The organism is Streptomyces sp. NPDC057900, assembly GCF_042887885.1.
Classification (GTDB): domain Bacteria; phylum Actinomycetota; class Actinomycetes; order Streptomycetales; family Streptomycetaceae; genus Streptomyces.
Window position 1 is genome coordinate 316,801 of the sequence record NZ_JBHVOI010000005.1, and the last position, 14,320, is coordinate 331,120.

The following is a 14,320-nucleotide window of genomic DNA, read 5'->3' on the forward strand; positions in this document are numbered from 1 at the left end:
CGGATAGGGGGTTCCGGCCAGATGTCTTACGCGTCACACATATCGGCCGGGCTTTCGCGCACAGTAGTGCACCCGTACCGTCCCCTGGAAGTAACCGCAGGTCCGGTGCCCTCTACCCAGGCGGACGCGGGAGTTCTAGGGTGATCAACATGCGAGCAGCACCGAACAGCCGGGGGGCCGCCGCCGAGCGGCGCACCCGCATCCACGTGGTCAGTGACGTGCACGGGAACACCGAGGCACTGGCCCGCGCGGGCGACGGCGCCGACGCCCTGGTCTGCCTCGGCGACCTGGTGCTCTTCCTCGACTACGCGGACCACGCGCGCGGCATCTTCCCGGAGCTCTTCGGTGTGGAGAACGCCGACCGCATCGTCGCCCTGCGCACCGAGCGCCGCTTCGAGGAGGCCCGCGACTTCGGCCGGGAGCTCTGGGCGGGCGTGGACCGCGACGCCGCGATCATCGCCGCGGTGCGCAAGCAGTACGCCGAGATGTTCGCCGCGCTGCCCACCCCGACGTACGCCACCTACGGCAACGTCGACATCCCCACCCTGTGGCCCGAGTACGCCCGCCCCGGAACCACCGTCCTGGACGGCGAGCGCGTCGAGATCGGCGGCCGTGTCTTCGGCTTCGTCGGCGGCGGCCTGCGGACCCCGATGCGCACCCCGTTCGAGATCAGCGACGAGGAGTACGCGGCGAAGATCGAGGCGGTGGGCGAGGTCGACGTGCTCTGCACCCACATCCCGCCCGACATCCCCGAGCTGACCTACGACACCGTCGCGCGCCGGTTCGAACGCGGCAGCCGCGCCCTGCTCGACGCCGTCCGCCGCACCCGGCCCCGGTACTCCCTGTTCGGCCACGTCCACCAGCCCCTGGTCCGCCGGATGCGGATCGGCACCACCGAGTGCGTGAACGTCGGCCACTTCGCCTCGACCGGCACACCCTGGGCGCTGGAATGGTGACCGGGCCGGGCCGGGCATCGCGGCAGGCCCTGGGCCGAGGCACGGCGCACACGCGATAGCCTTCTGGCGGCAGGCTTCTGCCGACCGACCGGTACACCGCACTGGAGGGCCACAGCGATGGCTGAACACACCAGCTCGACGATCACGATCGAGGCGGCACCGGCCGACGTCATGGGTGTGATCGCCGACTTCGACCGCTATCCGGAATGGACCGGCGAGGTCAAGGAGGCCGAGGTGCTCGCCTCCGACGACCACGGGCGCGCGGAGAAGGTCCGCCTCGTCCTCGACGCCGGAGCGATCAAGGACGACCACACCCTCGCGTACACCTGGATCGGTGACTACGAGGTCAGCTGGACCCTGGTCAAGTCCCAGATGCTGCGCGCCATCGACGGCTCCTACGCACTGGCCCCGCTGGGCGACGGCGACCGCACGGAGGTCACCTACCGGCTGACCGTCGACGTCAAGATCCCGATGCTCGGCATGATCAAGCGCAAGGCGGAGAAGGTCATCATCGACCGCGCCCTGGCCGGACTGAAGAAGCGCGTCGAGTCCGTCCCGAAGGCCTGACCCGGTGCGTACGGTCTTGGTCACCGGCCCCGGCGGCGCCGGCCGTACCACCGTCGCGGCGGCGACCGCGCTGGCCGCCTCGCGCCGGGGCGCCCGCACCCTGCTGATCTCCCCGGACGACATACCCGGCTTCCCCGCGTCCACCGTGCCCGCGCAGGTCACCGAGACCCTCTGGTCCGTAACGACCGACTCCGCGGAGCACTTCCGCACCGAACTCCTCGCCCTCCAGGACCAGCTGTCCGCAGTGCTCGGCCTGCTCGGCGGCAACCGGCTGGACGGTGAGGAGCTCACCGAACTCCCCGGCAGCGGCCAGCTCGCCCTCCTGCAGAGCCTGCGCCGCGCCGCCCGGGGCGACTGGTCCCGCGACGGATACGACCTCCTCGTCGTCGACCTGCCGCCGCTGCGCGAGGCCCTCGCCGTACTGGCCCTGCCCGAACAGCTGCGCCGCTATCTGCGCCGGCTGCTCCCGCAGGAACGCCAGGCCGCACGCGCCCTGCGCCCGATGCTCGCCCAGCTCGCGGGCGTACCCATGCCGGCCCAGTGGCTCTACGAGGCCGCCGCCCGCCGCGACGCCGAACTCGCCGAGGTCCAGGCCCTGATCGAGGACCGCGCCACCACCGTCCGGCTGGTCGCGGAACCGGGCCCGGCCGCGGAGGACGCGCTGCGCACCGCCCGTACCGGACTCGCCCTGCAAGGTCTGCGCGTCGACGCCCTGGTGGCCAACCGGGTGCTGCCCCGGCACTCCGGCGACCCCTGGTTCGCGGCGCTCGCCGCGCAGCAGGAGAAGTGCCTCGACCACTGGTGCGAGGAGTGGGCCGCAGAAGCCCCGCCGCGGGAGCTGCCCCACCTGGGCCGCGATCCGCAGGGCGTCGATGACCTGGCCGCCCTGGCCGCCCTGGCCGCCTCGGCCGGTGGGGACGGAGCGCCGGCCGTGGCCGTGGACGACCGGGGGACCGGCCGCGCCGAGGACCCGTGGTGGATCGAGGAGTCCGAGACGCCGGACGGTCCGGGCGGTTCAGGCGGTCAGGACGGTTCAGGCGGTCCGGGCGGGATACTGGTCTGGTGTCTGCGGCTGCCCGGAGCGGTCAAGAAGGATCTCCAGCTGGTCCGCCGAGGCAGCGAACTCCTGCTCACCGTCGGCCCGTTCCACCGCATCGTGCCCCTGGAGTCCGCGCTGCGCCGCTGCACCGTCTCCGGTGCAGCGCTCACCGACGGGGTGCTCCGGGTCCGGTTCACGCCCGACCCGGACCTGTGGCCCAGGACGGGCTGAACGGCTCGCGGCCGTTCGGGTAACGTCGTATGTACGGGTCCCGTGTGCCGGGCCGCCGGCCACCCACGTCGCAGGAGTCCGCCATGAGCGAAGCCACCGATCGTCCCGCCGACGACGACGCGTGGGCCCAGGCCTGCGCCGAGGACCTCGCCGCCGAGAAGGCCCGCCGCCGGGCCGAGTACGGTCCGCCGCCCGGCTCCGCCGCGGAGGAGCTGCGCAAGCTGATGGACGCGGTGGCCGACAAGTTCTCCTCCCTCCAGTCGCCGCTGTTCGGCGTGGCGGCCCAGGGCGCGGTCCAGCAGGTCATCCGGCAGGCGAAGTCCGCGGTCGAGCCCGTCATCGAACGCAATCCGGACGTTTTCGACCATATCGCCGCAGCCGGCGGTGAACTGCTCGCCGCCTACCGCTCGGCCGTCGAGGGTCAGGAACGCCGTTGGACCCAGGGCGCGGGGGACCCGGCAGGCACGGAAAAGAAGGCGGACGACGCCACGGACCCCCGGGACGAGGGGCCGGACACCGGCGAACAGATCGACCTGGACTGACCGGCACCGACAGGACGGGGCCCGGCCTCGGGTACGGTTGCCCCAGCGGGGCTCGACCGAAACTGAGGGATTCATGGGACTCACCATCGGCGTCGATATCGGCGGCACGAAGATCGCAGCTGGAGTGGTCGACGAAGAGGGCCACATCCTCTCGACCTTCAAGGTGCCGACCCCGCCGACGGCCGAAGGCATCGTGGACGCGATCGCGGCGGCGGTGTCCGGCGCGAGCGAGGGGCACCCGGTCGAGGCGGTCGGCATCGGCGCGGCGGGATACGTCGACGACAAGCGTGCCACGGTGCTGTTCGCACCGAACATCAACTGGCGGCACGAGCCGCTCAAGGACAAGGTCGAGCAGCGCGTCGGCCTCCCGGTGGTCGTCGAGAACGACGCCAACGCGGCGGCCTGGGGCGAATACCGCTTCGGCGCCGGCCAGGGCCACGACGACGTCATCTGCATCACGCTCGGCACCGGGCTCGGCGGCGGCATCATCATCGGCAACAAGCTGCGCCGCGGACGCTTCGGCGTGGCCGCCGAGTTCGGCCATATCCGGGTCGTCCCGGACGGTCTGCTCTGCGGCTGCGGCAGCCAGGGCTGCTGGGAGCAGTACGCCTCCGGGCGGGCGCTCGTCAGGTACGCGAAGCAGCGGGCCAACGCCACCCCCGAGAACGCCACGATCCTGCTGGCGCTCGGCGACGGCACGGTCGAGGGCATCGAGGGCAAGCACATCAGCGAGGCCGCCCGGCAGGGCTGCCCGGTGGCCGTCGACTCGTTCCGCGAGCTGGCCCGCTGGGCCGGGGCCGGACTGGCGGACCTCGCCTCGCTGTTCGACCCGTCCGCCTTCATCGTCGGCGGCGGCGTCTCGGACGAGGGCGAGCTCGTCCTCGACCCGATCCGCAAGTCGTTCCGGCGCTGGCTGATCGGCGGCGAGTGGCGTCCGCACGCCCAGGTCCTCGCGGCCCAACTGGGCGGCAAGGCCGGTCTGGTGGGCGCGGCGGACCTGGCCCGGCAGGGCTGATCCGACCGGATACGGACACACCGGACGCCCGTCGCGCCCCTCTCGGGGAGCGGCGGGCGTCCGTCGTATCGTGACCGGCATGGTCATGACGTCGCTGCCAGAATCCCGTACCGAGCAGGACGGTTCGGCCGTCATCAGAGTGCTCGGCTACAACATCCGGTCGATGCGTGACGACCCCGCCGCGCTGGCCCGGGTGATCCGCGCCTGCGCCCCCGATCTGGTCCTCGTCCAGGAGGCGCCGCGCTTCTTCCGCTGGCGCAAGTACGCCGCCCGGCTCGCCGCCGCCAGTGAACTGGTGATCCTCGGCGGCGGAGCCACTGCGGCCGGACCGCTCCTGCTCTGCTCGATGCGCGTCGCGGTGGAGCGCACGGAGGACATCCTGCTGCCGCTCACCCCCGGACTGCACCGCAGGGGCTTCGCCACCGCGGTCGTCCGGATCGCGGGCACCCGGATCGGGGTGCTGAGCTGCCACCTGAGCCTGCGGCGCGAGGAGCGCCTCACCCAGGCGGAGGCGCTGCTGGGCCGGCTGGAGGCGATGGGCGTGGAGCACGCCGTGGTGGGCGGCGACCTCAACGAGGCACCGGACGGGCAGGCATTCCGGCGGCTGGCCGGACGGCTCCAGGACTGCTGGGCGGTACGGCCCCGGGGCGGCGAGCACACCTTCCCGTCGCACGACCCGGCCCGGCGGATCGACGCGCTCTTCGCGACCGGGGGCATCGAGGTGCTCGGCTGCGGGGTGCCGGCCGGGCTGCCCGGCGTGGCCGGGGACGACCTGTCGGCCGCCTCCGACCACCTGCCGGTGCTGGCCGCGCTGCGGGTACCCGCGACGCGGGGCGCGGGTGCTCCGCGGAGCGGCGGGGTTCCGTCCTCAATCGCCGGACAGGCTTGATTGTGCGGGTGCTCCGCCTGTGCGGGGTGCGCCTGCCCGGTGGGTGGGGGCGGTGCCCCTCCGGGGAGACTCCTCAAAAATGGCGTGCTCACCCAGGGCCGAGAGGGACCCGGGTCGTACGCCATTTTCTGCGGGGACTCCCCTGCACGTCCCCACCCCGGCATCAGTCGCGTCTGCACGCCCGTGGAACTGCTGCCGCAGACGCGCGACGGGCGGGTTCGGGGGCGTGCAGGGGAGTCCCCGCAGGACGACGAACACAGACTCGGGTGCCCTTGCGGACCCGCCGCACGTTCGTCGTTCGAGGAGTCTCCCCGGAGGGACCTCGGACCCCCACCCACCGGGTCAGGCGCTGAGCGGGGGACCCGCACAAACAAGCCCGTCCGGCGCTTGAGGACAGAACCCCGCGCCCCGGGCCGGGGCAACCACACCGGGGCACAGCCACCCCGCGGGGATCCGCTCAGACCACCGCGCCGCGGCCGGGGTCGTCGCCGTCCTCGTCGTCGTCGTGCTCCATCCGCGCCACCAGCGTCACGAAGCCGCCCAGGAAACCGCCGACGCAGACCGTCGTCAGCCACCAGGTCATCTCCCAGCGCAGCAGCACCGCGAGCAGCAGCAGGACCGGGCCGCCGATCACGGCCAGCCAGGCGAACTTCGCCGTGACGTCGGCCTCCGGCAGCGGCGGCGGCTCCGGCGGCACGAAGTGTCCCTCGCCGCTGTCGTCGTCGTCCGTGTCACCCTCGGCCGGCTCCGCCGGTTCGTAGTCGCGCGGGCCGGCACCGACACCGGGGGCGAAGACCACCGAACTGCCGAGCGGCTTCTCCGGGGGCTTGGGCGGGCGTTTGCCGATGCCCTTGTCCGGGTCGAGGGCGGTCAGCGGACCGTCCTCCAGCAGCGCCACGTCCTCGATGGACCTGAACGGCCTGGCGCCCGGCGGGTCCGGCGGCTCGTCGCCGTACCCCGCGACGATCGCCTTCCAGACGGCGTCCTCGTCGACCGGCGGCTCCCCGTCGCCGCCCCGGTCGGGGCCCGGGGCCTCCGCCGGAGGTGCGCCGCCGTCATCGGGGACGGCCGCTCCCTCGGCGGGGAGCGGCTCGCGCTCCTCCTCGCCGCCCGCGCGATCCGCGTTGTGCTCAGCCACCGGTCGTGCTCCCCTTCTTCCCGACGCTCGGAGCGAGGCGGCCGATGAACGAATAGCTCTCGTCGAAGATCCGCTCCGCATCGTGGTCCAACGTCGCCACGTGGTAGCTCTGTTCCAGAAGGATCTCCTCGACGTCCCGCGAAGAGATCCGGCTCAGGATCCGGGCCGAGTCGGCGGGCGGCACCACATGGTCCTGCGGGCTGTGCAGGAGCAGCAGCGGCTGGGTCACCTGGGGCAGCTCCGCGTCGACCAGCCGGAAGAACTTCCGTACCGAGTGGGCCGCGTGCAGCGGCACCCGGTCGTAGCCGACCTCCTCGGAGCCCGTCAGCGCGATGTCGCTGACCAGGCCCTTCGTCGTCGGCACCAGATGACGGGCGACCGGCAGCGCGTGTGCCGCGAGACCGTGCACCTTGTTGGCCGGGTTCACCAGCACCAGGCCCCGGACCGCGTCACCGTGCTTCGCCGCGAGCCGCAGCGCGAGGGCGCCGCCCATGGAGAGGCCGAAGACGAAGACCTGGGAGCACCGCTCCAGCAGTGCCCGCAGCTCCCGGTCCACCTCCGCGTACCAGTCCTGCCAGCCGGTCACCTGCATGTCCTGCCAGCGGGTGCCGTGTCCGGGGAGCAGCGGCAGCGAGACCGTGAGCCCGCGCTCCGCCAGATATCCGGCCCAGGGGCGCAGCGACTGCGGGGAGCCGGTGAATCCGTGACAGAGAAGGACGCCGACCTCTCCGCCGTCGTGGCGGAACGGCTCGGCTCCAGGAAGGACCGGCACCGGGGTCTCCTGTTCGTGAGGCTCGAAGGGGAGCGAAAGGGGGGAGTGCAGAGGATTACTTCACCGTACGCGACCGGACCGACACCGACCAGGGCCGTCACCGGGGGCGGGGGTGGACGGATGCTCTATGGTCTGATCGACAGCACACAGGAGGCACCCGAGTTGATCTACGGCGCTATGAAGTTCTCCATCGGCGGGTCTCTGAAGCTCGCCTTCAGGCCGTGGGTGGAGGGCCTGGAGAACATCCCCGCGCAGGGACCGGCGATCCTCGCGAGCAACCATCTGTCGTTCTCCGACTCCTTCTTCCTGCCCGCGGTCCTGGACCGCAAGGTCACCTTCATCGCCAAGGCCGAGTACTTCACCGCGCCGGGCGTGAAGGGCAAGCTGACCGCCGCCTTCTTCAAGGGTGTCGGCCAGCTCCCGGTGGACCGCTCGGGCGCCCGGGGCGCCGGCGAGGCGGCGATCAAGGCCGGTATCGAGGTGATCGAGAGCGGCGGTCTCTTCGGCATCTACCCGGAGGGCACCCGCTCGCCCGACGGCCGCCTCTACCGGGGCAAGCCCGGCGGGCTGGCCCGGGTGGCGCTCGCGACCGGGGCGCCGGTCATCCCCGTCGCGATGATCGACACGGAGAAGATCCAGCCGCCCGGCCAGGTGGTGCCCAAGCTGATGCGCCCGGGGATCAGGATCGGCAAGCCGCTCGACTTCAGCCGCTACCACGGCATGGAGGGCGACCGTTTCATCCTGCGCTCGGTCACCGACGAGGTGATGTACGAGATCATGAGGCTCTCCGGGCAGGAGTACGTGGACATCTACGCGACCGCCGCCAAGCGGCAGCTCGCGGACGAGGCGAAGCGGCAGGCGGAGGCCGCCAAGCGGGCCGGGTCCGGCCGCCGGGACGGGCAGCCGGGTACGGACGGGGACCGCGGCGGCGCCTGACGGGCTGCGGTCCGTCGGGGGCGGGGAGAGGTCCGGCGTGGGGGAGAAGAAGATGGCCAGACGGGTGCGGGTCGTGCGGATGTCGGTCGAGCAGCCGCTGTGGCGTGCGCTGACCGCGTACCGCATTCTCACGATGCTCTACGCGATCCTGCTCGCCGTCTTCGGACGCGACAAGTACGAACGGCCCTGGGTGGCCATCGCCTTCCTGACGGTCATGGCCGTCTGGACGCTCGCCACCCTGCCGAAGGTGGCCGGCGCGGTGGCCTGCACCAAGCGCTTCCTCGGCATCGATCTCGCGCTCGCCCTCGCCGGCATCCTGCTGACCCCGCTCGCGGACTTCCAGGCCCAGCACATGGACGGTCCGACGCTGCCGTCCATCTGGACCGCCGGCTCCGTGCTGGCCTTCGCGATCAAGGGCGGCTGGCGCTGGGCGGCCTTCGCCTCCACCTTCGTCGCCGTCGCCAACCTGATCGAGCGCGCCGAGCCCAGCCGCGACACCCTGCACAACGTCCTGCTGGTCTGGGTCGCCTCCATCGCGATCGGTTACGTCGTCGAGGTGGCCCGCGCCAGTGAGCGCACCCTCGCCCGCGCCCTGGAGATCGAGGCCGCGACCCGGGAACGGGAACGCCTGGCCCGCGACATCCACGACAGCGTGCTCCAGGTCCTGGCGATGGTGCAGCGAAGGGGTACGGCGATCGGGGGCGAGGCCGCGGAGCTGGGCCGGATGGCCGGGGAGCAGGAGGTCGCCCTGCGCACCCTGGTCTCCAGCGGCCTGGTGCCGCCCACCCGGGTTTCGGAGGACGCCGCCGAGGGCGCCGTGGTGCGTACCGTCGAGACGGACGACGACGAGCCCGGCGCCCCCGGCGAGACCGATCTGCGCGCCCTGCTCGCCCCGCACGCCGGATCCAGGGTCAGCTTCGCCGAGCCCGGCGCCCCGGTGCTGCTCCCGCCCCCGGCGGCGATGGAGCTGGCCGCCGCGGTCAGCGCCGCCCTGGACAATGTCCGGGTGCACGCGGGGGAGGGCGCCCAGGCCTGGATCCTGGTCGAGGACTGGCCGGACGAGGTGATCGTCACGGTCCGGGACGACGGTCCGGGCATCCCGGAGGGGCGGCTCGCCCAGGCCGAGGGCGAGGGGCGGCTCGGGGTGGCCCTGTCGATACGCGGCAGACTGCGGGAGCTCGGCGGCACGGCAGAGTTGATCTCGGTACCCGGCCAGGGCACCGAGGTCGAGTTGAAGGTTCCGAAGGTCCCGAAGGTTTCACGGGGGAAGGCGGGTTCAGTCCGATGAGCAGAGCACACGAAGAGGGCGCCGGGCAGCAGCTGTCCATCAGGGTCATGGTGGTCGACGACCACCCGATGTGGCGCGACGCCGTCGCCCGTGACCTCGCGGAGTCCGGGTTCGACGTGGTGGCGACGGCGGGCGACGGCCCCCAGGCGGTCCGCCGGGCCGGGGCCGTCACCCCCGACGTCCTGGTCCTCGACCTCAACCTGCCCGGGATGCCGGGCGTCCAGGTCTGCAAGGAGCTGGTCGGCGCGCACCCCGGGCTGCGGGTCCTGGTGCTCTCCGCGAGCGGCGAGCACGCCGATGTGCTGGAGGCGGTCAAGTCGGGCGCCACCGGCTACCTGCTCAAGTCCGCGAGCACCCAGGAGCTGACCGAGGCGGTCCGCTCCACCGCGGCCGGCGATCCGGTCTTCACCCCCGGCCTCGCCGGACTCGTACTCGGCGAGTACCGCAGGCTGGCCTCCGAGCCGGCCCCCGCGGCCTCCGACGAGCCGAAGGCCCCGGAGCTGACGGAGCGGGAGACCGAGGTGCTGCGGCTGGTCGCCAAGGGGCTCTCGTACAAGCAGATCGCGGAACGGCTGGTCATCTCGCACCGCACCGTCCAGAACCACGTCCAGAACACCCTGGGCAAGCTCCAGTTGCACAACCGGGTGGAGCTGGTGCGGTACGCGATCGAGCGCGGCCTCGACGACGTCTGAGATCAACACCCGGACATTGCACGGGAATTGACCGTACGACCCATCCCGTTGTGACCTGGATCACCTTAGCGTGGAGTGGAGTGGGCTCACTTCGGCGAAGGGATGCTTCCATGCGGGTCGGAGTACTGACCGGGGGCGGCGACTGCCCCGGGCTCAACGCGGTCATCCGTGCCGTCGTCCGCAAGGGCGTGCAGGAGTACGACTACGACTTCATCGGATTCCGGGACGGCTGGCGGGGACCGCTGGAGGGGGTGACGGTCCCGCTCTCCATCCCGGCGGTGCGCGGCATCCTGCCGCGCGGCGGCACCATCCTCGGTTCCTCGCGCACCAACCCCCTCAAGGCGGATCACGGCGTCCGCCGCATCCGCGACAACCTCGACAGGTACGAGGTCGACGCACTCGTCACGATCGGCGGCGAGGACACCCTCGGCGTGGCGGCGACCCTGTCCGAGGAGTACGGGATCCACTGCGTCGGCGTACCCAAGACCATCGACAACGACCTCTCCGCCACCGACTACACCTTCGGTTTCGACACCGCCGTCAACATCGCCACCGAGGCCATCGACCGGCTGCACACCACGGCCGAGTCCCATATGCGGGTCCTCGTCGTCGAGGTGATGGGCCGCCACGCCGGCTGGATCGCGCTCCACTCGGGACTGGCCGGCGGCGCCAACGTCATCCTCGTCCCGGAACAGCGCTTCGACGTCGGCCAGGTCTGCGCCTGGGTCGCCTCCCGGTTCCGGGCGAGCTACGCCCCGATCGTGGTGGTCGCGGAGGGAGCCATGCCCGCGGAGGGCGAGATGGTCCTCAAGGACGGCTCGCAGGACTCCTTCGGCCATGTCCGGCTCTCCGGGGTCGGTGAGTGGCTGGCCAAGGAGATCGAGCGCCGCACCGGCAAGGAGGCCAGGACCACCGTCCTCGGCCACATCCAGCGCGGCGGCACCCCCAGCGCCTTCGACCGCTGGCTGGCCACCCGGTTCGGCCTGCACGCCATCGACGCCGTGCACGACGGCGACTTCGGGAAGATGGTCGCCCTGAACGGCACGGACATCGTCCGGGTGCCGATCGCGGAGGCGACCGCCCGGCTCAAGACGGTCGACCCGGCGCTCTACGCGGAGGCGGAGGTCTTCTTCGGCTGAGGGCCGGGCGGCGTGCCGGGCGCCCCGGCCGTATATTCGCGATGACCGGACCGGGTCCGGACCCGCACCACGGTGCGCGCCGGGACCCGGCACCCCGCCCGCATCAGTCACGGGAGACGTCGTGGAAATCCTGGCCTTCGGTGTGCAGTCCGACGAGAAGCCGCTGATCGAGAAAGCCTTCGCCGGGAAGCACGAGGTCCGCTGCCTGGACGTCTTCCTGAACCAGGACACCGCGCCCATCGCGGCCGGCTACGAGGCCGTCTCCACCAGCGTCAACGCCGACCTGGGCAGCTCCGTACTGCAGACCCTCGCGGCCGGCGGCACCCAGATGATCGCCCAGCGCTCCACGGGCTTCAACAACATCGACCTGGACGTCGCGGAGCGCCTCGCCATGCGCGTCGCCCGGGTCTCCTACTACTCCCCGTACGCCGTCGCCGAGTTCGCCTGGACCCTCGCCATGGCGGTCAACCGCCGCGTCATCCGGGCCGCGAGCCGCACCCGCGACTTCGACTTCCGCCTCGACGGGCTCCTCGGCCGCGACATGCACGGCCGCACGGCCGGCATCGTCGGCACCGGCAAGATCGGGGAGGCCTTCACCCGGATCGCCCATGGCTTCGGCATGAATCTGCTGGGCTGGGACGTCGCGGAGAACCCGGCCTGCGTCGAGCTGGGCATGCGCTACGTGGAGAAGGAGCAGCTGCTGGCCGAGTCCGACCTGATCAGTCTGCACGTTCCGCTGCTCCCCTCGACGCACCACGTCATCGGCAGAGAGGCGCTGGCCCGGATGAAGGACGACGCGATCCTGATCAACTCCAGCCGGGGCGGACTCGTCGACACCACGGCCCTGGTCGGGGAGTTGCGGGCCGGCCGGTTCCTCGGCGTCGGACTCGACGTGTACGAGGCCGAGGCCGGGCTCTTCTTCCTCGACAAGTCTCTGGAGGGCGTCGACGACGACACGCTCGCCCGGCTGGTCACCTTCCCCAACGTCATCGTCACCTCGCACCAGGCGTACTACACGGAGGACGCGGTCGGCCAGATCATCGACGCCACCGTCCGCAACATCGACGACTACCTGGCCGGCCGGCGCAGCGAGAACGTCCTGGTCCCCGCGGCGCCCGCCCCCTGAGCCCGCTCTCTCAGCCGCGCACCGGCAGCCCCGCCAGCAGCTCGCCCACGATCGCCGCGCCGCGCAGCGTCAGCACCGACTCCGGGTGGAACTGCACCGAGGCGAAGCCGTCCCCGCGCAGCGCGTGCAGCTCCCCGGTCGCCCCGTCCACGCTCGCCTCGATGCCGTGCGCCGCCAGCTCGGTGACGGAGGCCTCGTCGCAGCGCGCGGTGAAGCTGTTGTAGAAGCCGACGGTCTCCGGGCGGCCGAACAGCTCGATCCGGGTCTGCGCACCCTGGTACGGCACCGCCTTGCGGACGATGTCGAGACCCAGCTCCGCCGCGATCAGCTCATGGCCCAGGCACACCCCCAGCAGCCCGTGCCGGTGGTCCCGGACCAGTTCGGCGGCCAGCCCCCGCAGCAGCCGCATCTTCGGATCGGCCGCGTCGCCCGGGTTGCCGGGGCCGGGCCCCAGCACGATCGGGCCCTCGTGCGCCCGCACGGTCTCGCGCAGCCCCGGCTCGTCGTAGCGGCGCACCGACACGTCGAGCCCCGAAGCGCGCAGCAGATGCCCGAGCATCGCGGTGAACGTGTCCTCGCCGTCGATGACCAGCGCATGGCCGGACAGTTCGTCGGTGCGCTCCTGCATCCGCAGCCAGAACGGCGCGAGCCCGTCCCGCCTGGCGTCCAGCGCCGCCCGCACCCGGGGGTCCGCGGCCAGCAGCGGCCGGGCCTCCTCCGCGCGCGGACGCCCCGGCCGCACCCCCAGCGCGGTCAGCACGCCGGCCGCCTTGGCGTGGGTCTCCGCCACCTCGCTCTCCGGGTCCGAGTGACGCACCAGCGTCGCGCCGACCGGAACCCGCAGCTCACCGCCGGGCGAGATGTCGGCGGTCCGGATCAGGATCGGTGAGTCCAGCGTCTGCGCCCCGTCCGGGCCCTGCCGCAGGAGGGCCAGCGCGCCCGCGTAGTAGCCGCGCCCGCCGGACTCGTACCGCTCGATGACGCGGCAGGCGTTCTGCACGGGGGAGCCGGTGACCGTCGCCGCGAACATGGTCTCCTTCAGCACCTCGCGCACGTCCAGCGAGGAACGCCCGCGCAACTCGTACTCGGTGTGCGCGAGATGGGCCATCTCCTTGAGCCGGGGGCCGATCACCACCCCGCCCATGTCGCCGACGGTGCACATCATCTTGAGTTCCTCGTCGACCACCATGGAGAGCTCCTCGGTCTCCTTGCGGTCGCCGAGGAACTTCAGCAGGTTCTCGGCGGTCGGTCCCTCAGCGGGGTAGCGGTAGGTGCCGCTGATCGGATTCATCACGACCGTCCCGCCCGACATCCGCACATGCACCTCCGGGCTGGCGCCGACCAGCGTCCTGGCCCCGGTGTGCACGACGAACGTCCAGTACGCGCCCCGCTCGCCCGCCAGCAGCCGCCGGAACAGCGCCAGGGCGTCCGACCGTCCGAAGCCGGGGATCTCGCCCCGGAAGGTCCGCCGGATGACGAAGTTCGCGCCCTCGCCCCGGCCGATCTCGTCCTCGATGACCCGCCGGACGGTCCCCGCGTACTCCTCGTCCGGAACGTCGAACGCACCGTCCCTGACCCGCACCTCATGCGTGGGGAGCAGCTCCAGCGCCTCGTCGAGCGGCAGCGTGTACGTCTCGTCCGCGACCAGCACGGACAGCGGCGTCCCGTCGTCCCGCACGTCGAAGCCGCGCTCGGCGATCTGCCGGAACGGGACCAGGGCGAGCGAGGGCCGCTCACCGACCGGGAGGTCCGCCAGCCGGTCCACCTCCCGCACCTCACCGATCAGCACCTCGACGGTGTCGTGGTCATGGCCGGGGGTGCGCCTGCGGAGCAGGGCGAACGGCGGGCAGTCGGCACCGAGGAGTCGCTGGACGAGCGTGTGCGGTGCCGGGTGCGGGGTCATGTGCGGCGTCATGCCGGGTTCCTTCCAGTGGGATCAGCTGGGAGGAACGGCCCGTGAAAACGGAAAAGGCCGCCCCTCGGGCGGCCT

14 protein-coding genes are annotated in these 14,320 nt (G+C 72.2%); 11 read left to right on the forward strand and 3 right to left on the reverse strand.

Annotation, left to right across the window (positions count from 1 at the left end):
* Window positions 1-149 precede the first annotated feature (149 nt).
* The 6 genes from ACFVQ0_RS21670 to ACFVQ0_RS21695 all read left to right on the forward strand — a co-directional run bounded on the left by ACFVQ0_RS21670 (window position 150) and on the right by ACFVQ0_RS21695 (window position 5,239).
* Window positions 150-956: a metallophosphoesterase gene (locus tag ACFVQ0_RS21670; protein WP_390090330.1), complete on the forward strand. Its 807-nt coding sequence runs from the start codon at window positions 150-152 to the stop codon at window positions 954-956.
* Between the two features lie 117 nt (window positions 957-1,073).
* Window positions 1,074-1,523 (forward strand): SRPBCC family protein, encoded by a 450-nt coding sequence (locus tag ACFVQ0_RS21675; protein WP_311306157.1) that lies wholly within the window; start codon window positions 1,074-1,076, stop codon window positions 1,521-1,523.
* Window positions 1,524-1,527: 4 nt separating this feature from the next.
* The gene (locus ACFVQ0_RS21680) at window positions 1,528-2,793 is read left to right on the forward strand and encodes an ArsA family ATPase (RefSeq protein WP_390090332.1); all 1,266 of its coding nucleotides are present in this window, start codon (window positions 1,528-1,530) and stop codon (window positions 2,791-2,793) included.
* Between the two features lie 83 nt (window positions 2,794-2,876).
* Entirely contained in the window at window positions 2,877-3,335 is a 459-nt protein-coding gene (locus ACFVQ0_RS21685; RefSeq protein WP_390090334.1) for a DUF5304 domain-containing protein, read from the forward strand.
* Window positions 3,336-3,408: 73 nt separating this feature from the next.
* Entirely contained in the window at window positions 3,409-4,350 is a 942-nt protein-coding gene (locus tag ACFVQ0_RS21690; RefSeq protein WP_073735568.1) for an ROK family glucokinase, read from the forward strand.
* Window positions 4,351-4,429: 79 nt separating this feature from the next.
* The gene (locus ACFVQ0_RS21695) at window positions 4,430-5,239 is read left to right on the forward strand and encodes an endonuclease/exonuclease/phosphatase family protein (RefSeq protein WP_390090336.1); all 810 of its coding nucleotides are present in this window, start codon (window positions 4,430-4,432) and stop codon (window positions 5,237-5,239) included.
* A 457-nt stretch (window positions 5,240-5,696) separates the two neighbouring features.
* On the opposite strand, the gene ACFVQ0_RS21700 is transcribed toward ACFVQ0_RS21695, so the two are convergent.
* Both ACFVQ0_RS21700 and ACFVQ0_RS21705 read right to left on the reverse strand, forming a co-directional pair.
* Window positions 5,697-6,377 carry a hypothetical protein gene (locus ACFVQ0_RS21700; protein ID WP_390090338.1) on the reverse strand — a complete coding sequence of 227 codons (681 nt, stop codon included), beginning with the start codon at window positions 6,375-6,377 and terminating at the stop codon, window positions 5,697-5,699.
* Window positions 6,370-7,149: an alpha/beta hydrolase gene (locus ACFVQ0_RS21705; protein WP_390090340.1), complete on the reverse strand. Its 780-nt coding sequence runs from the start codon at window positions 7,147-7,149 to the stop codon at window positions 6,370-6,372. Before ACFVQ0_RS21705 ends, ACFVQ0_RS21700 begins: the two co-directional genes overlap by 8 nt.
* A 177-nt stretch (window positions 7,150-7,326) precedes the next feature.
* Between ACFVQ0_RS21705 and ACFVQ0_RS21710 the strand changes: the two genes are divergently transcribed.
* From ACFVQ0_RS21710 to ACFVQ0_RS21730, 5 genes are all read left to right on the forward strand, one after another.
* Entirely contained in the window at window positions 7,327-8,085 is a 759-nt protein-coding gene (locus ACFVQ0_RS21710; protein ID WP_390090751.1) for a lysophospholipid acyltransferase family protein, read from the forward strand.
* 52 nt (window positions 8,086-8,137) lie between these two features.
* Window positions 8,138-9,373, forward strand: coding sequence for a MacS family sensor histidine kinase (macS, locus tag ACFVQ0_RS21715; protein WP_390090753.1), 1,236 nt, complete (start codon window positions 8,138-8,140; stop codon window positions 9,371-9,373).
* A complete protein-coding gene (locus ACFVQ0_RS21720) occupies window positions 9,370-10,065 on the forward strand; it encodes a response regulator (RefSeq protein ID WP_390090342.1) in 696 nt (231 codons plus the stop codon). Before macS ends, ACFVQ0_RS21720 begins: the two co-directional genes overlap by 4 nt.
* Before the next feature lie 110 nt (window positions 10,066-10,175).
* Window positions 10,176-11,204 (forward strand): 6-phosphofructokinase, encoded by a 1,029-nt coding sequence (locus tag ACFVQ0_RS21725; protein WP_390090344.1) that lies wholly within the window; start codon window positions 10,176-10,178, stop codon window positions 11,202-11,204.
* Window positions 11,205-11,325: 121 nt separating this feature from the next.
* Window positions 11,326-12,330, forward strand: a complete 1,005-nt coding sequence (locus ACFVQ0_RS21730; RefSeq protein WP_390090346.1) for a 2-hydroxyacid dehydrogenase — start codon at window positions 11,326-11,328, stop codon at window positions 12,328-12,330.
* Between the two features lie 10 nt (window positions 12,331-12,340).
* On the opposite strand, the gene ACFVQ0_RS21735 is transcribed toward ACFVQ0_RS21730, so the two are convergent.
* Complete coding sequence (locus ACFVQ0_RS21735) at window positions 12,341-14,245, reverse strand: anthranilate synthase family protein (RefSeq protein ID WP_390090348.1); 1,905 nt, start codon at window positions 14,243-14,245, stop codon at window positions 12,341-12,343.
* Window positions 14,246-14,320 lie beyond the last annotated feature (75 nt).